Annotated in this window: 14 protein-coding genes; 1 reads left to right on the top strand and 13 read right to left on the bottom strand. The window is 47.1% G+C overall.

Annotation, left to right across the window (positions count from 1 at the left end; all coding sequences use genetic code 11):
• Positions 1 to 11: 11 nt before the first annotated feature.
• The 5 genes from ACETMN_RS16550 to ACETMN_RS16530 form a co-directional block, all read right to left on the bottom strand.
• Complete coding sequence (locus tag ACETMN_RS16550) at positions 12 to 362, bottom strand: SH3 domain-containing protein (protein ID WP_091020968.1); 351 nt, start codon at positions 360 to 362, stop codon at positions 12 to 14.
• A 182-nt stretch (positions 363 to 544) separates the two neighbouring features.
• The gene (locus ACETMN_RS16545; RefSeq protein ID WP_256975430.1) at positions 545 to 2,200 is read right to left on the bottom strand and encodes a glycoside hydrolase family 43 protein; all 1,656 of its coding nucleotides are present in this window, start codon (positions 2,198 to 2,200) and stop codon (positions 545 to 547) included.
• A gap of 62 nt (positions 2,201 to 2,262) precedes the next feature.
• On the bottom strand, positions 2,263 to 4,239 hold the full coding sequence (locus ACETMN_RS16540) for a YjhG/YagF family D-xylonate dehydratase (protein WP_091020967.1): 1,977 nt from the start codon (positions 4,237 to 4,239) through the stop codon (positions 2,263 to 2,265).
• 16 nt (positions 4,240 to 4,255) lie between these two features.
• Positions 4,256 to 5,722: an alpha-ketoglutaric semialdehyde dehydrogenase GucD gene (gene gucD / locus ACETMN_RS16535; protein WP_091020966.1), complete on the bottom strand. Its 1,467-nt coding sequence runs from the start codon at positions 5,720 to 5,722 to the stop codon at positions 4,256 to 4,258.
• Between the two features lie 21 nt (positions 5,723 to 5,743).
• Positions 5,744 to 6,619 (bottom strand): fumarylacetoacetate hydrolase family protein, encoded by an 876-nt coding sequence (locus ACETMN_RS16530; protein ID WP_091020965.1) that lies wholly within the window; start codon positions 6,617 to 6,619, stop codon positions 5,744 to 5,746.
• Positions 6,620 to 6,836: 217 nt separating this feature from the next.
• Here ACETMN_RS16530 and ACETMN_RS16525 point away from each other — a divergent pair, with 217 nt between their 5' ends.
• A complete protein-coding gene (locus ACETMN_RS16525) occupies positions 6,837 to 7,751 on the top strand; it encodes a helix-turn-helix domain-containing protein (RefSeq protein WP_091020964.1) in 915 nt (304 codons plus the stop codon).
• A gap of 133 nt (positions 7,752 to 7,884) precedes the next feature.
• Here the strand turns inward: ACETMN_RS16525 and ACETMN_RS16520 are convergent, their stop codons facing one another.
• The 8 genes from ACETMN_RS16520 to ACETMN_RS16485 form a co-directional block, all read right to left on the bottom strand.
• On the bottom strand, positions 7,885 to 8,184 hold the full coding sequence (locus tag ACETMN_RS16520) for a hypothetical protein (protein ID WP_091020963.1): 300 nt from the start codon (positions 8,182 to 8,184) through the stop codon (positions 7,885 to 7,887).
• Between the two features lies 1 nt (position 8,185).
• Complete coding sequence (locus tag ACETMN_RS16515; RefSeq protein WP_411736385.1) at positions 8,186 to 8,953, bottom strand: N-acetylmuramoyl-L-alanine amidase family protein; 768 nt, start codon at positions 8,951 to 8,953, stop codon at positions 8,186 to 8,188.
• A 26-nt stretch (positions 8,954 to 8,979) separates the two neighbouring features.
• Positions 8,980 to 9,321: a hypothetical protein gene (locus ACETMN_RS16510; protein WP_411736384.1), complete on the bottom strand. Its 342-nt coding sequence runs from the start codon at positions 9,319 to 9,321 to the stop codon at positions 8,980 to 8,982.
• A 1-nt stretch (position 9,322) separates the two neighbouring features.
• On the bottom strand, positions 9,323 to 9,634 hold the full coding sequence (locus ACETMN_RS16505; protein WP_047844338.1) for a bZIP transcription factor: 312 nt from the start codon (positions 9,632 to 9,634) through the stop codon (positions 9,323 to 9,325).
• Between the two features lie 220 nt (positions 9,635 to 9,854).
• Positions 9,855 to 15,779 carry a DNRLRE domain-containing protein gene (locus tag ACETMN_RS16500; protein ID WP_091020960.1) on the bottom strand — a complete coding sequence of 1,975 codons (5,925 nt, stop codon included), beginning with the start codon at positions 15,777 to 15,779 and terminating at the stop codon, positions 9,855 to 9,857.
• Positions 15,780 to 15,821: 42 nt separating this feature from the next.
• Positions 15,822 to 17,042 carry a hypothetical protein gene (locus ACETMN_RS16495; protein WP_091020959.1) on the bottom strand — a complete coding sequence of 407 codons (1,221 nt, stop codon included), beginning with the start codon at positions 17,040 to 17,042 and terminating at the stop codon, positions 15,822 to 15,824.
• Between the two features lie 78 nt (positions 17,043 to 17,120).
• Positions 17,121 to 19,436, bottom strand: a complete 2,316-nt coding sequence (locus tag ACETMN_RS16490) for an RCC1 domain-containing protein (RefSeq protein WP_411736383.1) — start codon at positions 19,434 to 19,436, stop codon at positions 17,121 to 17,123.
• A gap of 21 nt (positions 19,437 to 19,457) precedes the next feature.
• A complete protein-coding gene (locus tag ACETMN_RS16485) occupies positions 19,458 to 22,376 on the bottom strand; it encodes a LamG domain-containing protein (RefSeq protein ID WP_411736382.1) in 2,919 nt (972 codons plus the stop codon).
• Between the last annotated feature and the right edge of the window lie 14 nt (positions 22,377 to 22,390).

The raw sequence follows: 22,390 nt of genomic DNA, 5'->3' as shown, positions 1-22,390 counted from the left end.
CTTTCTTTATTTTAATCCGATGGAGTCAATACCTTATTTGGTACCCAGCCCTTTTCACCCTCTGCGGTATGAACAAAACTCCAATCATTTAGTTCAAACTCTTTTGTAACGATGATACCGGGTTTTACGGTTAATTCGTGTGCAGAATAATTTGATAATGCAGTCGCGATCTGTTCTTCATTGGGAGTGCTTAATATTTGCTTCGGTACCCAGCCACATTTTTTAGAGTTGATGGATTCACAGAAAATCCAGTTGGGGAATTCAGTATCTTCTCTCCCATATAGGATCGTATCTCCTTTAGCTAAAACGATGGGATCAGGATAGTTTGAATTATGGGGTTGAACAACTTTATATAATTTCATAATACGCCTCCAACTATTATATTCGACCTGTTACCGACAAACATAATATCATATTATTATGTAGTTATTCATCCCTATTTTATAAAGAAGCGCCCCCTTCACAAGGGAGCGCTTCTTTATCCGAATAGAAATATATTATCATGAGTCCACCTTATAACATTTGGGTAATATTACACAATATACTAATTTATAGATAACTCTCCAGACACATCATCCGCAGAATCTATATGGCCTAATGCATTCACTTCATGCTTTGTTTCTCTATACACAAAGTAATCAAAATCGGCATGTTTTCGGGTTCCGCCGAGGTCCTGCACACAAAGTCCAATGTAGGCTCCCGTAAACCGAATATACTCCGGAGATTCATCGGACAGATGTGTGATATCAACCCACTCGCCTGCATGATTCCAGGATGAATCATTATTTAACGCATAGTAAAAGCGGGCGCGATCATGATCAACCACTACTTTTAAGCGGAGCGTATTCACAGACTCTAGCGGAATATCCTCCAACAGTTCGTCGTAAACCCCGTACTTGGACTGAATAATTCCCAAGCACATCCCCTTCTCTTCATGATAAGTTACACGTAAATAGAGATAGTCCTGAGTATCGTAGTACAAAATCAATCCTGCCATTTGCTGTGGGTGGTCCGGCGCAAATTCCAGGGCTGTTTCGGCTTCACACTCAAACGTTTGCAATCTTCGCGCGATCATGCTTTGCCTATGCGTTGAACTCATCGACTCCATACCGTGCAAGCGTAAGTAACCGGGACGTTCCGTCAAGCTGAGCCAAGTCGGGTCGGGTGGAATGCGAAGAGTATTCCAGTCATTCCGAAGCTCGAATTGATCGAAATGATCCATTTCAGCAATCGGCTCAAACGGATGGGACGGGATCATCGGTGCAGGCACCTGAACCTCCGGATATCGTTCACTGCTCGCAAGTCTCAGCCAGCCGTCCTCGCTCCACGTACAGGGCTGAAGTGCGGTCTCACGTCCAAGAATGCAATATTTGTGATGAACGGGTCGTCCGACCAAATGAGCCATGTACCATTCGCCAGTATGCGTTTCGACTAGACTACCGTGGCCTGCCTTTTGCAGAGCTAAATCCGGTCTGCCGTATGAAGTGAGGATCGGATTGGCAGGATCGACCTCGTAAGGGCCTTGTAACGTACGGGAACGTGCTGCGGTAACCGCATGCTCATAACCGGTTCCACCTTCAGCCGTAATGAGAAAATAATAGTCGTTATGTTTATACAGGTGGGGTGCTTCGGTCAGGCCTAATTCTGTTCCCTTAAATATGTTCATGGCCGGTCCGATCAGCTTATGTTCCTGGACGGAATATTCCTGAAGAACGATGCCTGCAAACCGATTTTTGCCCTTACGGTGATCCCATATCATATTGACCAGCCATTTACGCCCGTCTTCATCATGAAACAGGGAAGGATCAAAACCGCTGCTGTTCAGATACACCGGCTCGGACCAAGGTCCCTCAATATCCGTTGCTGTCACAAGGTAATTGTGGGTATCTTTAAAAGCGCCTACCCGGCTTTTGACATCGGTGTAGATCAGGTAAAACACACCGTTCTCGTAACTAAGACATGGTGCCCATACACCTCCGGAGTTAATGTTGCCCTCCATGTTCAACTGCGTTGCACGAGTCAGCGGTGAAGTGATTGGTCGCCAATGAACCAGATCTCGCGAATGGTGTATGCGTACACCGGGGAACCATTCGAAGGTGGATGTGGCAATATAATAATCTTCTCCCGCCCGGCATATGGACGGATCTGGATGAAATCCGGGGAGGATGGGATTGGTGATCATTTTCTTGGTCATGTTCATGGAAGAAACCTCCGGTATGAAAGTGATGATCTGTACAACAGCAGATACACAAAAGGTAGAAATCAGTACCAGCCCAGCGCTTTTTTGCCGGCTTCCAGAGCAGTTATAATTCGCTCTACATCATATACATTACCTCTCCAAGTCCCACCACTGACCGATTGCAATGCAGCCCAGAGCTTTGTATCGTCCGGCAAAGCTTCATCAGGTCTCATATCCGGATGGAAGGTCCTTTGTGCCAGAATGACAGCACCTTCTTCTGGAGATACCTCGATCTCTCCTTCTCCGATAAAGTTAATGCTGCCCTCCAGCGTGTTACGATCCACCGCGATGTCAATCAGGTCTCCGTTCCTCAGCTTGCCAATCGGTCCGCCTGCCAGTGCTTCGGGGCCAACATGACCAATACACGCACCGGTGGAAACACCGGAGAACCGGGCATCCGTAATCAGTGACACGTATTTGCCAAAAGGCAAATGTTTAAGCGCAGATGTAAGCTGGTACGTCTCCTCCATTCCGGTTCCCGATGGACCTCGCCCAAGAAGCACAACAACATCTCCAGCCAGAATCCCCCCAGTTTTAATCGCATGGATCGCCTCACGTTCAGTGGTAAATACCTTGGCTCTGCCACGATGACGGTACACACCATTCTCATCCAGCACAGCAGGATCAATAGAGGTGGATTTGATGACAGAACCTTCCGGAGCGATATTCCCGGTTGGAAATGTTACGGTCGAAGAGATGCCGAGTCGCTGGGCGTGATCTACACTCATGATGACACTGTCCGGATCAATGCCGTCCTGCTCTTTCAACTGCTTCCGCATGAGATGACGGCGTTCCGACGATTCCCACCAATCCAGCACCTGCCCCAATGACGTACCTGTAACCGTTGGTACAGACTCATCCAACAGACCAAGTTGTCTGAGGTGAAGCATGACCTCTGGTACACCTCCGGCCTGAAAGACGCGAATAGTCGGATAAAAGATCGGTCCGTTTGGCAGGGCACTAACCAGTCTTGGAACATTCTTGTTGACCTGTATCCAGTCCTGTACCGTAGGTACGGTTAGACCGGCGGCATGGGCAATGGCCGGTATGTGAAGAAGCAGATTGGTCGATCCGCCAAACGCAGCATGCACGGTCATCGCATTGCGAATGGATGCATCCGTGACAATGTCTGCCATCCTCATCCCCTGAGACTCCATATGGATGAGTGCACGTGACGATTGGCGCGCCATTTCAAACCAGATGGGCTGCCCGGAAGGTGCAAGCGCGGCATGTGGCACTGTCATACCCAATGCCTCTGCTACAACCTGGGCTGTAGCCGCGGTACCCAGAAACTGACAGCCTCCTCCCGGTGTAGCACAAGCTCGGCATCCTAAATCGGACGCCATTTCCAGAGAAAGTTCCCCGTTGACATACCGTGCACCGATGGTCTGAATTTTACCGGCGTCCTCTCCATCGGTAGGCGGAAGTGTGACGCCACCGGGAACGATTACACCAGGCAATTGAGGCATGCCGGCAAGCGCGAGCATCATCGCTGGAAGACCTTTGTCACAAGTGGCGACACCAAGCACGCCTTTACGCGTTGGCAGCGAGCGAATCAGTCTGCGAAATACCATAGCGGCATCATTCCGGTACGGAAGCGAGTCAAACATGCCGGTTGTCCCCTGTGATCTGCCGTCACACGGATCGCTGACATATCCGGCAAACGGGATTCCTCCACGGCTTGACAGTTCTTCTGCGGCAGCCTTCATCAGCAGGCCGACCTCCCAGTGGCCCGTATGGTAACCGAGTGCTGCCGGGCTGCCGTCTTCATTGCGTATGCCACCTTGTGTACTCAAGATCAGAAATTGTTTTCCGTTCAATTCCCCAGGCTTCCAGCCCATTCCAACATTCTGGGACATGCCAAACAAGTCGCCGCTTGGAGCATTCCGCAGCAAATCATCCGTTAAAGGAAGACGTCCGGCAGCCCCTGGAGCATGGGCTATGATATCAAAGCAGTTGGATGCGGTCTCTCCCATAATCGACGTAATCTGTTCGTACATGGTAGCCTCCCACAGTTTATGACTTCACGAAGACCGTTTTGATGGCCGTGAAAAATTCGATAGCCGCTTGCCCCTGTTCTCTTGAATGTGAACTTGACATCTTCATTCCGCCGAACGGAGCCTGTAGCTCTACGCCGGCCGTTTCTGCATTAATTCTGACCAGTCCTGCATCCATATCCCGGATGAAAGACAACATGGCTCCGACGTTCTGTGTATAGATGGAAGCACTCAAGCCATAATCGCTATCATTAGCCGCTTCGATGGCTTCCTCCAGGGAATCTACCGCAATCAAGGCCAGAACCGGGCCAAAGATTTCTTCCCGAGCGATGGACATATGGGATTCGACCCCTTCAAATACGGTCGGCTGCACATAGAATCCCTCTTCCAGTCCAGGACCGTCCCCTCTTTTTCCGCCAGCGAGCAGAACGGCACCTTCATCCTGGCCTTTTTGAATATAACTCAACACGGTATTGAGCTGTCCTTCACTTGCACATGGACCCATCCAGCTTCCAGAAGACATGCCGTCACCCAACCGGATTTCCTGGATTTGCGAGAGCAGTTTTTCTTTAAAGGCATCGTATACTTTTCGTTCAATAATGACCTTGCTGGTGGCCGTACATTTTTGCCCGGTCGATTTCAACCCACCGCTGATGGTGGCTTCCACAGCCAAATCCAGGTCAGCGTCAGACGCAATGATGATCGGGTTTTTGCCACCCATCTCAAGTTGATACTTGGCCCCACGTGCCAGCGCTGCAGCGCCGACCCGTTTCCCCACTTCATTGGAACCCGTGAACGTTATTCCCCCCACATCCGGATGCTCGGCAAGTGCAGATCCGATCACTGAGCCTCTGCCGCAAATCAGATTAAGAACGCCTGCCGGGATGCCCGCCTCTTCAAAACATTCCATGACTTTAGCCGCTGTGACCGCAGTTTCCTGAGCAGGCTTCAACACAACCGTATTGCCGTAAATCAAGGCCGGAGCCGTTTTCCAAATCGGAATGGCTACCGGGAAATTCCAAGGAGCAATAACCCCTACAACGCCAAGGGGTACGCGGGTCGTAAACATCAGCGCTTCGCTATCCGTTGATGGAATGACATCACCGGTTTTTCGCATGCCTTCTCCAGCGTAATACCTTAATATCGCGACACCGCGCAGTGTCTCTCCTTTGGCTTCGGGGAGTGTTTTGCCCATTTCCCTGGTCATCGCCTCTGCAACTTCATCGGCCCGGCGTTCCAGCACATTGGCTGCTTGAAATAGATAGTTTCCGCGTTCCGCGCCTGATAACCTCCGCCAATCTTTTGCTGCTTCCTTCGCGGCTGAAACAGCCCGATTCAGATCCTCTATGCCTGAGGTGGGTACATAGCCAACTACCTCCTTCCGATTCGCAGGGTTGATGCTCGGTTCGGTTTCACCGGATGTAGCCTTCACCCATTCTCCGTTAATATAATTGCTGTATGTCTGCTCTACCTGAAATGTGGTCATCGCATTCATCCTCCTTGTACATTAGTTTGAAATGACTGGATTAATAAGTGTCCCGATATCGCTAATGGATATTTCAATGCGGTCCCCTGGTGCAAGTGTAAAATCATTAGGGGGCACAATGCTTGTACCTGTTAATAACACCGTGCCGTCAAACAGATCGTTATCTCTGGCCAGAAAAGAGACCAGCTCATCGAGTTTTCGGTTTAACTCACTTGTGCTTGCCTCGCTTTTGACAACTACTTCACCTTCGCGATATATTTCGCAGACGATGTTGAACGCATATGGATTCTGCACCGTTTCCGCCAGACGAATGGCTGGCCCTATGGAGCAGGAATTGCGCCACATTTTTGCTTGTGGCAGATACAGCGGGTTTTCCCCTTCAATATCGCGGCAGCTCATGTCATTGCCAACGATGTATCCCACAATGCTGCCATCCGCGGCAAGCACCAACCCCAGCTCAGGCTCCGGGATCTGCCAATTGGAATCGCTACGAAGTGTGACAGCCTCATTGGGTCCGACGGTGCGGGCTGCTGTGGATTTAAAAAAGATCTCCGGTCTTTCGGCATCGTAAACTTTATCATAAAAGGTCTTTGCATCCAGCTTGCCTTCCGTTGCTTCGTAATTTCGCGCTTCCCGGCTGCGCTGATAAGTCACACCCGCCGCCCATACTTCCGGAGCTTCCAATGGAGTGATTAGATGCAATGAAGTCCAATCGTCAGTTAACTTGTTTAATGGTTTAAAAGCGCTTTCAACAAGTTGAACTGGGGAAACCCCCTGCTTTCTTGCTTGATAGATCAAAGTCATAAAATCTGCTTGCGGCAAACGATACGCTTGTTCATCATCCGTAACGGCTGCCAGCCACTTCTGTTGTCCGTCCAGAAATCGAATAATTCTCATTCAAGCTTGCCTCCATTTTTCCCCATCGGGTTGATAATACTACCATAGCACCCGCTATGGTTCATGACGATGTTCTAATCACTCCGACGATTTACCCTTTTCACGCATTTTTTTTCTGTTAAGATGAGGTTAGATCCGTTGAACTAAAGATGATTTACGAGGATACTCCGATGACAGGATTTTGGAATATAGAATAGTACAAGGGGGTTGGTCTGTTGTGACCAAGCTTTCGGATGCTGTGTATTTAGGTCGTCTGCCCGATGTTCGCATGTCTTTTCAATTATTGGGGCTGCATGCAAGAAAAGTAGATTCCAGCTGGACTTATCCGTCTCACGAACATTCAATGTATGAAGTCCACTGGATGATGGACGGGCAGATGAACATGGTTGTCAACGGGCAGTCTTACCGTCAGTCGGTTGGCGACCTTCTGTTCATCCGGCCTGGTATGACCCACTCTTGCACGGGAGCCGGACCGGAGGGATTCACTTATTTTTCCGTCCATTTCAGCATACACGATACATCCTTTTGCAGAGAACTTAACCGTTGCAAAGACATCTATTATCCGGCAAATTCGAATTTGGCTCTGGGGCTCTCTTCTTCCCTGTCTACCTTGTATGGTCTGGCTACAGAGCATTTGTCTAGCTCGCTATCTTCCTCCAAACAAATGAAGGTACATGCCGCTGTGTTTGAACTGCTTGGTTCCCTGGTCGGCCAGTTATCTCAGCAAGCATCCGTTACGTTGTCTAGAAAAGAAACCATTGCCCATCAGATTGCTGAGCACATTGAGGATTCGGTGAGATATATCCATCTTCATGGGGAGATTCAGGAGAGCGAGCGAACCTGGATTCAGGACATTGCCAAATCGCTGAGCATTAGCCCGTCACAGGTTAATCGTATTTTTCGGCAGGTGTACGGTATCGCTCCGCGTAAGTTTCTATCCGAAACCCTTCTGAACGAAGCGCAGCGTTTGTTAAAGCAAACCGACCTGAACATAGACCATATTGCGATGATGCTGGGGTATAAGACCAATGCGCATTTCAGTCGCCAGTTCAAGCGGTGGACAGGTATCGCGCCAAGTGAATTTCGCAGTCATTCGCAGCAGGCCGGAGAAGCCAACCATGCAGATGATTGAAGAATAATAGTAGTACAAGCGACACCTGTCGGTATGTTTAGAGAGCGCTTTAGTGCTTCATCACTTCGTTTAGAATAGAAGGATAAAAAAACGCTCACCCAGTATCGGATGAACGTTTTTTTATCTTAAACAGTTAGTGATGAATACCAAATCGTTTCAACCAACCGTTCAGGTAGTTCGCTCCACGGGATGCCAGCAATCCAGCAGCTACCATAGATGTGTATGCGGAAATTCCGGTCAGTCCGAATGGGTTCAATCCGAATGAGATTGCTAAACCAACGCCGACTACGATTGACACACCATATGTAGCTCTATCCTTGATTGGGAGAACTGTCTTAACGACCTCAGTAAGAGCTTCAGTTAAGCCCGCCAAAAGCAACCACAAGCCAACTGAGGCTACGGCTGTAGTAAGTACTGCATTCAAGGTAACCATATTATTTCACCGCCTTGGCAATCAGAATGGTATTCAGAAACGCTAGTTCTGCGGCTGTCAGAGTCCCGTTCTTAGCTTTGGTGATCCAAGCTTCGTCTGTAAAGTAGCCCTTAGCCTTAAAATTCGTCAGTGCACTCACGAGCATGTCTACCGCCCATTTATCAAGTTTCATTGGTTCGTCATCCTCCGATACTGTAGTTTGTGGTGCAGGGGCTTCGGTAGCAGTGCAAACCTTCAGTTCAGCCGCCACGTCACTCAGGAATTGAGTCTTGCTTACGCCCATAATCTTCAAGGCATTCTTGTAAGGATCGCTCTTACGATTGGGGTCAAGTTCGTTGTGTCCTGAGATACATTTCAGAGGATCCAATTTGAACTTGTTACAGAGGTATGCCATGTACCAAACGTAACGTTTGTAAGACTCTTTGTTATTGATGCTGCCCTTCCTATTGGAGTAACAAAGCTCTACGCCGATAGCACGATCATTAGAATCGAATCCATAAAGATCATTGTCAGTCTTTACGTTGTAAAGGACATGCCAAGCCTTCTCTGTGAGGGGCACACACTCAATGATTAATTTATCATCGATAAAGGTATGCGCCGATGCACTCTGGACATTAGCTGAGTTCATGTAGTAGTTCACATTGCCTGCCGCTGTACTTCCATCGTTACCTGTATCGTGTGCCACAATAAAACTAATTCCCTGATTCTTTATACCGGAACGTCTCTTGGTATTGTTGGGCAGATACCGTTGCTCGATAGTGTATTTCATTTTAAAAGTCATCTGGTTCACCCTTTCTATTGAATTTTCGGTGTATTATCTACTTTAGTTCCCTCCACAGTAAGGACACTTTCTACTAGAGAATGCTCAGGCACTGTAAGGGGAGTTTCTGAATTGGTAGTTTTGAATTCTTTCACAGTCTGTACGGCAAATACTCCGCCAACAATAGTCATGAACACCGTACTCAAGCTATTAATCACCTCTAAGGATACAGCACTCACCGCCGCTCCCAAGAATGGTGCAAAGAATGCAATTGTTAGAAACAACGCGAACAAACCTCCGAATAGTACCATTAAAAAATCCTTTGCAGAAAATCCGTCTCCATCGTTCCAGAAAGCATTAATTAAAAAAATTCTCACCCTATGCTACATCTCCCCTCCGTGTTGAGAGTTGAGCTACTAACTGCTCTACTTTGATGTTTAGTAGTCTGTTCTCTGTAATAAGTTCCATATTTTCCTGGCGGAGCGTGATCACTTCGTTGCTCAGTAGTTCAATCTTTTCTTCGGATGAGGTCAACCTTTCAATCAACCTCTCACGGAAGGCTTGCTCGTCTTTGGAGAGCAGTTCCCTGTCAGTCACTTTGTTGTTACTTTTACCACTAGCATAGCCGATTACACCGGATACAGCTGTACTAACAAGACCGACGACTGCTGTGATTACCCCTACATCCATATCTATCACTTGACCTTTCCGTACCTGTATGAATTATGTTGAGACGTTCTTATTCTACCTACAAACAGAAAAAACTTACCGATCCTACCATGGAAAACTGTGTACAGGATATAGAAAAATAAACAGCAAACATTCAGAAAATTTCATTCTCTTACAACTATAATATAAGTAATTTAGGCGTGAAAATAACCCCAACCAAGTAAGGTAGGGGTTATTTTCATTACATGATGAAGCAGTAACCGTAGTCAGCGACTACATCAATTGTGGATACAATGTCGTTACGATACAGAATATCAAGTTGTGACGGTACTGTACGGAATTGCCATGTTTCGATGAAGGACGGAAGGTCTGATTTATCAGTCTGCCTTGCTACGATTTTACCGTCGAGGTCTTTGTCAGCACTTCTTCGGATAGTGATTGTAGAAGTCAGGTCGGACTTGTCAGTTCTCCGTACCGTAATGCTACAGTCCAGTAGGTCACTCTTCTCCAATACTTCAAAGCGCATCGGGATTTCAGAGAAAGCACTTCTGCGGACAATGATTTTGGAGTTCAGTACTTTCCATTGGATTGTGTTAATGCTGCCTCGAATGTTGCTGTAGCCTCTCTGCCTTACGACAATCTTACTGCTCTTGTCGTTCTTGCCCCAAACCCTTACGACAATCTTAGAAGGCAGGTCAGAAGGGGTAGTTCTTCTTACCGAGATTATACCCGCCACGTCAAGGAAGTGGTGAACTTCGATTGCCGAAGGTAGGTTTTCGTGACCGAACTGACTAACAGTAATATTAGATGGGAGGTTTACGTGCTCATGGATTTCGATAATCGACTTGAGGTCGCTATCGTCTACCGGAATAATGAATACCTTACCCGTCATTTTATTTACAGGAGGAACACCTAAAGTAGTAGGTAGGTCTTCATTTGCTCTGTATATAACGTCCATGTTCGCAGGTAGGTCGCTCTCCCTTCTCGCACGTACTGTAATGCTAGAAGGAATGTCATCCTCAGCGTTCAGGACAACTTGGATACTACCTGCGAAATCGGAAGCAGGACTAATGTCAATATGTCCGTCTAGGTCTGAATCCCCAACAGGGATGAAGTCAACGTTACCTGTCATCGTGTTATCGAAACGAACGCCTAACTTGGAAGGAATGACATTAAAGAACACTGGTGAGATAGTAGAAGCAAGGTCACTATCAGCCTTGACGATTACCTTGAGCGTTCCCGCCGTGTCGTGGTTTGCCCACACCCGTACTCCGATTTTACCTACGAACTGCGACCACTCTTGGACTTGCAGGGTTGAAGGAATCTCCGAGATGAATCGGGTTCTTACTCCGATAGTACCCTTCAGGTCTTTGCTATCGTAGGCAGGTACGGCGATGACAGAAGCCAAGTTGCCTGAGATAATTCGAATAGTCGAAGGAATGACGCTTGCCCCAACAACATCAAGGCTTCCTAAGATATCGCTCATGTACTTCACGTAGGTTCTGCTGTTAAGGTCACCATCTGCGCTGTGCATTACTGCCACACTAGAAGGCAGGTCTTTGTTAGCCACTACGTCTAGGCTTCCTGTAATATGAGGTCTGCTTACCACCAGACCGCCCTCAAACGAGGACTCGCTTTCTACCCTTACTCCGATGCTTGACTCAAGGTCAGCAGGTTTGGTAACGACCACACTAGCAGGAGTTTCCGGTCTACTTACCGCGGTACTTGCCGCTACATCATTCTCGCCTACTACCTTGACCGTAATCGTGGCGTTAATGTCGGCAGGAAGAGTAACTTCCAAGCTAGAAGGAGCATCCGGTCTGCTTACCGCCACACTAGATGGCAGGTAATCGAACCAAGTAGGTGCGACTCGCAGTTGAGCGGCAATATCGCTGGCCAGTGGTACGAACAACGAACCTCCCAAGTAGTACCCAACAACCTGTAAAGATACAATCAGGTCGCTGTCTGCTTTGCCAATTACCGTTACCTCAGAGTAAAAGTCTTTGTTGATGCCAACGTTGACTTTGATACTTCCGTCAATGTCTTCATCTCCACTGTGCCTTATGGTTACATTAGCAAGAAGGTCAGCATCCTCACTAGGCTGTACCGTGACACCCCCGCTAAACTCAGGCTGAGATACAGCAATCTTCGCTTCCATATCTTCGTCAACGTAACCACGAACCGTAAAACGTAGCTCGATATCGTTGTGAGGTTTTACGAAGATGGTAGCAGGTCTCTCTTTCGCATTGACAACCAACCATGAGAAGAAGTCCTGTTCAATCTCTACTCTTACGCCGATCTTAGAAGGAAGGTCTACTCTATCTTTAACGTAGAAGCTGACTGGAATCTCAGGTCTACTTACTGTCAGGCTACCATCAATCTTAGTAAGAGCCTTGTTCGATACTCTCAAGCTAGAAGGAACATCGTGGTTGTTACGGTGCATGATATGAACGCTGGAATCCAAGTCAGGTCGGCTTACTGTAATAGCACCGGAGAACTCGTTGTTACGAGTTACCTCAATGGTCGCAGGAATCTCTACGTCCAGCCAAGCAGGTTTTCTAACACGCAGCCTTGATGCCTTATCGTTGTGCTTAGGTACTCGAATACTAGAGTCGATGTTAGAACGTCCAAAACTCCATACAGCAGGGTCAAAGTACGTAACCACTAACTGAGGGGCTAGGCTTGCTTCCTTGGTAAAGAAGTATTCATAATCGTTCTCAGACTCGTCAGCCGCCACCAAGTAGAAGTCAACTAGGTTGTTCCCCTCTTGGTACTGCTCTTCGATAAAGTCTGTCACATCGAATGCCACGTGCCCGTCTTCAGTGTCTACCGTGTAGGCGCTTGTAATTTCTGTACCGATTCTTGGACGGTTGTTCCATGTTACACCCATCTCCGACCAGCTTCCGTCAACTGCGTACAGCTTCAGGTTCTTGTCAGGCTCTTGACCGTACACCATGCGAAGTTCAACCTTGTCGATATCGTAGCTTCGTTTCAAGCTAGAGATATCGAATCCAAGTAGGGAGCGAAGTACCTTATCTTTATAGCTACCGACTGCGAAAGTGGTCTCTTCCCCATAGTTAAGGGTTGGAACATCTTCCCTAACATATGTGTCTTTGATAACATCCAGAGTAACTTCCTCACGGATTGGTAAAGTGATATCCACAATACCTGTCATCTTATTGGTAGGTGTGACTCCCAAGAAGCTTAGGAGGTCTCCTGCCCCACCCTTTGCTACGTCAATGCTTGACTCAACGTCACTGTGGACACGAATCTTAGCAAGGACTTTGGAAAGAATCTCACTCTGTGCAGGGTACATGACATTGATTCTACTGTTCAGGTCTGCGTGACTAGGGATGATAACACTACCCGCTAAGTCGTTATGCCACAGGATGGACATGCTAGAGTCAATCTCAGAATGTTCTGCTCTACGGATGGAGATTTTACCCTTCAGGTCTTTAACAACCCAAACATCAATACTACCCGCCAGGTCTTTTCCTTCGGTACGTCTCACTGTAATACTAGAGTCTACTGACTTGTCGTAGGTTTGGCGTACAATAACATTACCTTCAATCGTGCTAAAGGAGTACACGTCGATTGAGGAATCAATATCGCTTGCCAATCTCACTCTGACAATGAACTCACTGTCAAGGTCTTCGTTGCCGTAAGCAGGAATCTCCAATCTACTGGACAGGTATCCCGAATTTACTTGGATGCTGGACGGTATCATGCTTGCCCCTACTACATCAATCTCAGCAATAATGTCCTTTCGGTAAGCTACATTAATTTTAGAGTTCAGGTTAGCGACCTTATTCTGCCTTACGGTAATACTGCCTACCGTGTCGCTGTGAATGATAGGGAAGATTCTACCTTGCAGGTCAGGTCTGGATACTGCCGCCCGCCCATCAAGGTCGCTCTTACCCTTACGTCTTGCCTTAATTACCCCGTCTAAGTCACTTCGGAATCTGACGTAAACTGAAGAGTTCAGGTCAGGTCTGGACACCGTAATGCTAGATTCCTTTTCCACCAGCGAGGAACGTCTTACAGAAACACTACCCTTGTAGTCGATATAAGGATTAACCTCAATTGTACCTTGAAATTGGAACTGGTTGGCAGTGATGCTAGAAACAATATCACTGTTCTCGCCGCCCCTTGCGATTACCTGCGAAGGAAGGTCATCACGGTTCAGTACATAAATCGTACCTGGTTTGTTGCGCTCACTTACGGTAAATGTTCCGAACAGGTCTTCGTCCACCGAATGGCGAACTGTTACGCTTCCTCCCAAGTTAACGTAAGGTCGTACATAGACTTGTGCAGGACGTTCTTTAACGGTAATAATTGCCCAACCGTAAAGATTATCTTCACTCCATACTCGGACACTCAATTGCGAAGGAGTGTCTTTTCTGTTGGCTACGTAAAGCTCTGAGTTAAAGTTAGGTCTGGAAATTACAATACTACAGTTCTCAAGGTCGTACAGGTCTACTTCTCTCACGGACACCTTAGAATCAATCTCACTCCAAGTATTTATCCTTACCGTACCCTTACCGTACAGGTCAGGTCGGCTAATCATCACACTGGAAGGATAGTTCTCGAACCTCTTACCCGATGGCGTAACCGTAATCGTCGAAGGTAGTTCTTTCTTATCGGAATTCTTGAATACATTAATCTTAGAAGTCAAGTCCTTTTTAGCAGGGTACGTGATTAAGATACTCGTATCAATTCCAGAACGTCCAGTGCTTCGGATTACCTCATCGAAGTAAGTGTACTCGATGGTAGGTGCTAATGAAGCCCCTGCGTCCATTGAGAAGAACTGCACAGATTCATCGCTCTCATTTACCGCCCGCAAGTAGAAGTCTACGAGGTTCTTTCCCTGTTCTTTTGCTTGCAGGATGAAGTTGGTAATATTGAACTCGATGAAGCCTTTCTCAGCGTTTACAACGTAGTTTCCTTGGCTAACAATGTCACCGGAGTCAGGTTGGTTGTTCCAAGTGATCCCGAACTCTGTCCAAGCACCATTGACGGCGCTTAGTTCAATTGGGATATTTGGAGTACGTCCGATTGAATGCTTCAGCTTCATGACTACTTTTTCAATCTTGTAGTCGTTGGTCAGCCCTATGAGATTAATAATATCGAAGCCGACAATGCTTCGGAACACTTCTTCACGTGTTGCGCTGTAACCTGTAACCAACGTTTGCTCCCCGCCGTAATTCAGCTTAGGGTATGCTTGACGAACGAATGCGTCACGTTTAGCGGTCAATGTATCGGTTACTCTCGTAGGTTGCTGAATATCTACGATTGCTGTCATCTTGTTTGCAGGGGTTACACCTAGCGTCATAGGCAGGTCAGAGACTTGCTTGACGTTTACATTAGCGCTCAGGTCACTGTTATCTGTGCCCCAAATGTCGGTATTACCTGTCATGGAGTTTCTTAAACGGACACCAATTCGACCGTCGATGTAAGACTCACTGACACCCATCGCAAAGATACTACTCTTGATTTCCGTCTCGCCCCGACCGAAGATATCAACCGCACCGTCCATAGTATTGGACTCTCTAACGGCAATCTGCGATTTAAGGTAGATACCTTCCGTTCTCTTGACTTTTACCTTCGTATTCAGGTCGGTATCTCTTACACCCCAAATGAAGGATATACCGTCCATCGTGTTCGTCTCTGTTACGGAGATAGCACCTTTCAACGCTTCAGTGATTGGAGGGGCTACTGCTAGACTACTGCTTATCTCCGAATCAGCCGCCACTGCATTAAGTATGGAAGTATGTTCAGCGGTGAAGTAAGTGGTGTTAGGGTCTATCCTGTTATATGCTTGAAGGTTTAACGTATTGGAATAAAGTGTATGTTCTGCTGTTAATTGCAATTCATTCGTACTGTACTCCTCCGTGTTATGTCTTGCGGTTAAGTTCAACCGCACACTCTTAGGGAGAACTGCATGGCTACCAGTTAATAAAAGTGGCGACTTCCCTTCTGTTCTATGACTTGCCGTAAAATTGAACGTTGCTGTCTTCAGCAAGACGTTATGGTTGGCAGTTAAGGTATAAGGGGTATTTTCATTAATGGTATGCGTAGCCGACAGCGGTAGGAAAAGAGTCTTGGTTAAACTAACGTGCGAAGCCGAAAAACTCGATTCCGCACCAATGATTCCCGATGCTGACAATTCAACCACTTCCTATCCCATTGTATTGAGATGAAAAACCCATTACTCTGCCGAAGTCACTGTTACGGTTATATCGAACTGCCCTGCACCAGTTACCCCATCATAGGTCTTTACTCTAGCGTACAAGTCAAACTCTCTACCACGTAGGATACTTAACCCGTTCAAGGAAAGTGGGTTGACATTGTCAGTGAATGTCCCATCCAAACTAAACTGAAGTTCTGTCTTATCGGACACCCCCGCCGCCCTTGCCCAACCTACATTAATACTTTTTATTTGGTACTTATACCCATTCTTTAGCCTGACCTTCTTAGTGGGGGAGTTACTGCCCTCAAGCACTGCCCCAAAGTCCAAGTTTGTAATCGGCTTACCTGCGTCAAGTAGGAGGAACGACATGAAGTCTTCAAACCACAAAGCAGGGTAGGATACCGGACGAAGAACCCAAAACGTATTTACGCTTGTTGTCTGGTTAGCATTCAGGTTGTACATATAAGAAGGGTCTTTGAGTTGCGTCTCCGTAACAGCTAAGGCAAGGTTTCCGTTATACCCTGCATAGTTCATTCGTGTGCTGTAATAGCAGTTAATAATATTCATCGGGACACTGTTCGTCCAACCTCCTGCAAACCCTCCCAAATAACTGTTATTGGAATTATAGGATGTAGTATTCGAAGCCCACGAACTATAGCATTGAGGGTTGGCTGAAGATATACTTCCTACGATACCGCCTACGTAGTTGGAATACTGCTTGATATCGACATTGAGCGAGTAAACGTTGCGAATTGTACCATTCGACATACTCCCTAAAATCAAACCGGAATAGCCGCCCACGTAGAATTTACCTCCGCTGACATATACGTTCTCAATCACCCCCCCTGCCACAGTCATTGACCCTGCCACAGCCGCCATATAAGCTACGCCCGTTGTTTGTATATCTACGTTTACCATACCGAAGTTTTTAACTACTGCGGTTGCCCCAACCTGAGGAAACAAGCCCCCGTAATTGGTAGCCTGTCGGTTGAAGTAGTTGCTGATTACGTAGCCATCCCCATCGAACGTACCAAGAAAGGCTGTTGTATGCCCAAGATAAAATCCAAGACCTGTATTGTAAGGGGCGATATTAAGGTCAATGTCATTAACTAGCTGTGCACACTTGGATGTGTTAATAGTACTTACCTTGCTCAAGAACTCAAACAGGTCGTACCCATCTTCAATCAGATAAGGGTCGTTCGCTGTTCCTGTGCCGCCCTTATAAACTCCATTAGCCATTATAAAATCACCTCTGAGTGGAATTGTAATTACATATGAAAAGCCCTTACCATCATTATAAGATAGCAAGGGCGCATTTTAGCTTTTCCTTGGGTCAGCTTTGACAAGGATATCAAACATGCCGCCCCACATGGCTTGTCGGTTCGTTGCTATGCGAACATAAAAGCTAATCTTGGCATCATGGGCTAACTGCTCCACGTAAAGCAACTGACTGTTTGGCTCGAATGGAGCGTCTAGCTTGCTCACCTCTGCCTTAGCATTCACCCCATCAAGTTCTCGTTGAGCCACCGTCAGCTTGACGTTCTCTACGGGGTATCCTAGAGTGTTCTTTACGAATACCCTCTCTGCCGCTGTAGTCTGCCCTGCTACCATTGTGCCGAAGTCTAGGTACTTGATTACCTCCCCGAAGTCATCCGAATAGAAGGACTCGGCGGCATCACAGAATAGCAAGCCCGACAGAATACCTACAAAGGTAATGTCCAACGACTTAGCCCCGCCCAATTCATCTAATGTATCAATTCTGAGTGTGTTGTTCACACCCTTCTTGACTTTAGTCTTCGGGATGGTGTACTGGATACTGAGGGGCACTGTGTTGTACCCTGTGTACCCTTCCTGTGGGTAAAGCTGGTCACCGTTGAGGATTAGCCTGTACTGCACCTTGTCGGTGTCTGCGTCATTCACGGCGGCGCTGATGAAGTTACCCTTGACCGTCCCTGTTATCGTAGGGGCAGTGTTTGTCTTAATGATTACCTGCGTCCAAGTCGTCAATGTACCTAAGTCATCTTTTACTTCAATCTTCAGGGTGTTAGCCCCCACGTTGAAGTCTGCGTTGTTGATGACCAAGCCGATTGTTGCAGGTGACGGCTCAAGTTCTGTAAAGCTAGTAATCGGGTATTTCTGAACATTGTTCAGGAGCACACGGTACTGTACTTTATCACCTTCGGGGTCGGATACTGTACCGCCAATCATGATGTTAACCTTGTGAATCTGAGCGGCAGACAGTTCAGGTGAAGCAGTAGGAGCAAGGTTAGTCTTGGTTGTCATCCACGTAATAGCATCAGTAATTCCTGTTGAGTCTCTGACTTCCAGCATTACATGGTTGCCGCCCAAGTTAAAGTAAGTATGGGACAGGTCTTTAGTAAGCATGAAATCAGGCAACTGTGGAGAAGTCCACCCACTGGAAGGAAACCTCTGTGTACCGTTAACGAGCACCCTGTACGATATAAGGTCATGGAGTACATGGTCAATTGTGGCTACTAGCTGGCAATCTTCTTTATGGAACTCCTTCGTTACGCTGGTGGCAGAGAACTCAAAGGCGATTTCACCGCCACCCATTAACCGCCTAACATCGCTTGCCACGTTCTGCCACGCAACTACACCATTACCGCTGTTGTTATTTACAGTAGTACCTAACATCCCATAATGGTTGTAACCTACAGACCGGACATTACCTTCGTAGTCCAGCGCCATAGTATGATAGTAACCCATAGCTACCTGCTTGGTGTTTGCCGCCACCAATGTAGGTGTTGGATTTATACTACCCCCTACGTACCCTCTGCCTAGCTGACCGTAATCGTCATTACCGAAGGTATATAACTTACCTTCATTTGTCACAATTCCTGAGAAGTACCCGCCGCAAGTGACTGAGCGACAATTATCCATAATCTTGTGAGGTGTGGGGTACGAGTTACCTGTGCCGTTACCAGTGCTTCTTCCTGTCTGTCCATGGTTGTTATACCCTGCGCCCCAAACTGAGCCATCGTTCTTCAGGAACAAGGTGTGGTATATACCTGCATCCACTTGACGCACGTCACTCATAATGTGCTGGAAAGAATACCTATTCGTACCGTTAGCAAGAAGACCTCCGTAACCACTGTAACCTGCGGCGTAAAGCTTCCCTTCTGGGTCTATGGCAAATGAGGTAGTGTACCCTGCGCTTATCCTACGCATCCCTGTGGCCACTTTTTTAGGTGTATAGTTGTCAGAAGAGCCCCCTTCACCTAGTTGCCCGTAACCATTGTACCCAAAGGTGTATACATCCCCGTTGTTCATCAAGGCTACTGTGTGCAGGTATCCGCAGGCTACTTCCTTAACATCCGACATAATTTTCACAGGGGTAGGGTAACCGCCACCACCTCTCCACCCTCTCGATGTACCAAGCTGACCGTAGTAGCCGTAGCCGAAGGTATAAAGGTCTCCGTTCATCAGGAGTACCGCAGAGTGGTAGTACCCCTCAGCCACCATCTTGACGTTGGGTAGCTGTGACTGCTTTGTCTGTGTAGGGTAAGTACCTGTCGATGAAAACCCTAACTGACCGTGGCTATTATAACCGAAAAAGTAAACGTCTCCGTTAGTCTTAATATATGACGAGTGCAGTGCTGATTGAGTGCTCATTTATTCCCTCCTAGCCGCCTATCAAGCGGGGTCTCCTACGACTCTTACATCGAATTCCCCCCCGCCAATGGCTTTTGGTGAAGCATTGATTCTTACGTAAAAAGGTACGCTCTCTGCATGGGCTAGGGAATCAACCTCTATCCTATTAGTTGCGGTGAAAGGTTTGTCCGTCAGGCTCAACTCTACGACCTCTTCGGTAGGATTAAGGTCTTTCTGCGCCGTTGTCAGTATGATATTCTTTACTTCGTACCCAATGGTGTTCTTCAGAGTAACTTTGAACATTCCTGACAAGTTGCCTGCCACAATCGTCCCTACTTCAAGATACTTCAGAACCTCACCGATATTAGTAGAGTAATACTGACCGTCCTCAGATATGAACATAAGACCTGCGTAGTCAATCAGGGTGGTTTCTTGCCAAGTCTTGGTCTCCCCCATGTCATCTTCCATCACGATTTCTACCTTGTGAGTGTTGCCGAAAACAATAACTTCTTTAGGTATCATGAACTGAACGTCAATGGGAGTTGGTATATACTGCGTCCATACACCAGCGGAGGGAGGGTAAACCTGTGAACCATTTATCAAGACTTTGTAACGAACGGCATCCCCGTCATCGTCAGTAATGTGAGCAAATAGGGTCTGCCCCTTAACTTCAGCTTCCACCAAAGGTAGTTTATTTAGCTTACTGACAATCAAATTTTTACTCACTGTCGCCCCGTACTCGTCTACCGCATTCACTATAACCGTATTGTCACCAATTAGAAGGTCACTGTTACGCAGCGAGTATACGTAGGTATACGGTGTATTTAGGCTCTCAGTGAACCCTCCTGAGTCAGGGTACTTAGCAACCCCGTTAAGTAAAATCTGAAACTTAGCCTTATCTTTTTCTGCGTCAGACACGACTACCTCAAGGGAGATGTGCTCCTTATGGCAGGTCAGCGTAGATGCCGTTATGTTAAGGAAAGGGTCAGTGTTTGTCTTGAGGACGGTCGCTACAGCCGTCACCTTAGCAGAGTGCGTATCTATAGCTTCCAGCGTTATCGTGTTGGAACCTAGAACAAGATCCCTATTAGATAATAGGTGATTGACTGTAATAGGCACTGGAAGGGATGACACGGTGGCTTTCTCTACCCCATTAACAAATATCTTGTAGGAAGCTGGCAAGTCATTCGTATGCCCTATCATTGCGGTAACACGGAAGTCTTCACGTGTCAGCGTGGCAGGTGTTGCCTTCAGGTCATTAATTAAAGGTCGCTTGTTTCTTACACTTAGTTGAATAAGCCCGAACTGGTATCCGTTGGCGGTAATGTATGTCGCCCCGCCGTAGTTGAAGCTGGAAGCGCTGAAGTAACTATTTAATTTATTTCCAACCATGGGGTAGGAGTTAGCTAAATTACCATAACGTTTACTGTACGCCCCTAGACGTACCCCGCCGGATAACGGAAGAAATACGTACTCGTCCGTGACAGCGAAACTAACTAAGTTGTTTGGAGCATACCAAGGAATATCTACGACAAACTCTGGTATAGCATTGGGAGTGTCCAGCTTGATCTTGTACAATTTAGCGGTAGTCCCTTGACCAAGACCGTTAGCGAGTAGGTAAGCGTATCCTTCATTCGTTTGTTTGTTAAATGCGAACTTAGTTCCTGCCCACGTTACCAGCACCCCGCCGTTGGATAAGCTTGAACTAAAGGTGTACTTCGCCGTGTAGGTCAGATTCCAGTTCATACTTGGCTTATTAATACGGTACTTGTACATGGTGTAAGGGTCTTCGTCATGGATAATGTACAGGTGGTCGTTCCAAGGGTTGTAATCATAGCAGTCAGGATGCGTAGTAGTATATTGCATACCAGTTAGCTGGTAATTTCTTACGTAGCTTACTGACCCGCCCACAGTAGCAGTTCTGACCATGTGCCATATGTCGTTACCTCCGTGTCCTGTGTCACCGATAACATCCAACGTGTTATCAATCTGTACCATCTGCATGTTGTATACGTACCAAGCAGGTATTTCACCGACCTTGGTTACATTCAAAGAATAATCCTTATTCAGCACATCCCCGTAAAACTCTACCTGCTGTATGGTTTGGTCTCCAGTACCTGTCCTTACAAGAGTCACGGTACTTCCATACCAGTTACCACTCGCTTCGTACCAAGTGTTTGTGATGGTTAAGTTAGTGACGACTCTCACGTTATCTACATATATGGACACCCCTTTAATTGGGTAACTTGGGTGCGATTTGAATCTGAGCTTAGTAAAGCGAATCGGAACGTCCCACTGATACGTAAAACCTGCGTAGGGGTCTCCGTTGTCATCAAAGGGATATGTCGTGTTAGGTGTAAGAAGACCAACGGGGTCGAACCTGCTGTATCCACTCGCAAAGGCGTAATCGTACTGAGGTGCTACGTTTTCGATGGAGGTTGTGTACCACTGTCCGACGAGTCCATTCCCTGTGGGTACAGCCCCTGCCGTGTTCATTACGGTTGTTACCTCAGATGCGGACAGCTTCCTATTCCAAATACGGGCGTTACGAATATATCCGTTAAACTGGTAAGAAGTGCTCAGAGACCACCCACCAAACGCCGCTGAGTTGCTTACAGTCATTGAGCGTGAACTACCAAGGCGCTGTGCTAGCGTCTGCTTGACCCCGTTAATATAAATTTCCAGGTTTGATGCATTAGGTACTCCGTTATAGAAGACAGCCGTCACATGTACCCACTTATTCGCTAAACCACTGCTTGCTATCCCAATAACATCACTATTATTTGTGTTGATTCCTAAGCTTCCAGACACTAAGTAAATGTCGTAGTTGTCAAAGCCGAAGGGCATCTGCCCATCATCTCCCCGCCAGAACATCCAAAACTCTACAGTGTTTTGAGCGCCCGCTGTGCGGTTCACGCCCGTAGAATCTACAACTAGGCGGTTGTTTTTATGATTAGCCATTGTATTGACCTCCC

Source organism: Paenibacillus sp. M2 (assembly GCF_046713495.1).
GTDB lineage: Bacteria > Bacillota > Bacilli > Paenibacillales > Paenibacillaceae > Paenibacillus > Paenibacillus amylolyticus_B.
The sequence above is the reverse complement of the archived record's forward strand: the minus strand, read 5'-3'. Positions and strand labels throughout refer to the sequence as shown.

What these genes read in the sequence shown, in the direction of transcription:
- ACETMN_RS16490 (WP_411736383.1), bottom strand. Translation starts at nt 19,436, where the DNA reads ATGAGCACTCAATCAGCACTGCACTCGTCATATATTAAGACTAACGGA.
- ACETMN_RS16540 (WP_091020967.1), bottom strand. Translation starts at nt 4,239, where the DNA reads ATGTACGAACAGATTACGTCGATTATGGGAGAGACCGCATCCAACTGC.
- ACETMN_RS16530 (WP_091020965.1), bottom strand. Translation starts at nt 6,619, where the DNA reads ATGAGAATTATTCGATTTCTGGACGGACAACAGAAGTGGCTGGCAGCC.
- ACETMN_RS16505 (WP_047844338.1), bottom strand. Translation starts at nt 9,634, where the DNA reads ATGGATGTAGGGGTAATCACAGCAGTCGTCGGTCTTGTTAGTACAGCT.
- ACETMN_RS16520 (WP_091020963.1), bottom strand. Translation starts at nt 8,184, where the DNA reads ATGGTTACCTTGAATGCAGTACTTACTACAGCCGTAGCCTCAGTTGGC.
- ACETMN_RS16485 (WP_411736382.1), bottom strand. Translation starts at nt 22,376, where the DNA reads ATGGCTAATCATAAAAACAACCGCCTAGTTGTAGATTCTACGGGCGTG.
- gucD (WP_091020966.1), bottom strand. Translation starts at nt 5,722, where the DNA reads ATGACCACATTTCAGGTAGAGCAGACATACAGCAATTATATTAACGGA.
- ACETMN_RS16495 (WP_091020959.1), bottom strand. Translation starts at nt 17,042, where the DNA reads ATGGCTAATGGAGTTTATAAGGGCGGCACAGGAACAGCGAACGACCCT.
- ACETMN_RS16550 (WP_091020968.1), bottom strand. Translation starts at nt 362, where the DNA reads ATGAAATTATATAAAGTTGTTCAACCCCATAATTCAAACTATCCTGAT.
- ACETMN_RS16515 (WP_411736385.1), bottom strand. Translation starts at nt 8,953, where the DNA reads ATGAAATACACTATCGAGCAACGGTATCTGCCCAACAATACCAAGAGA.
- ACETMN_RS16545 (WP_256975430.1), bottom strand. Translation starts at nt 2,200, where the DNA reads ATGAACATGACCAAGAAAATGATCACCAATCCCATCCTCCCCGGATTT.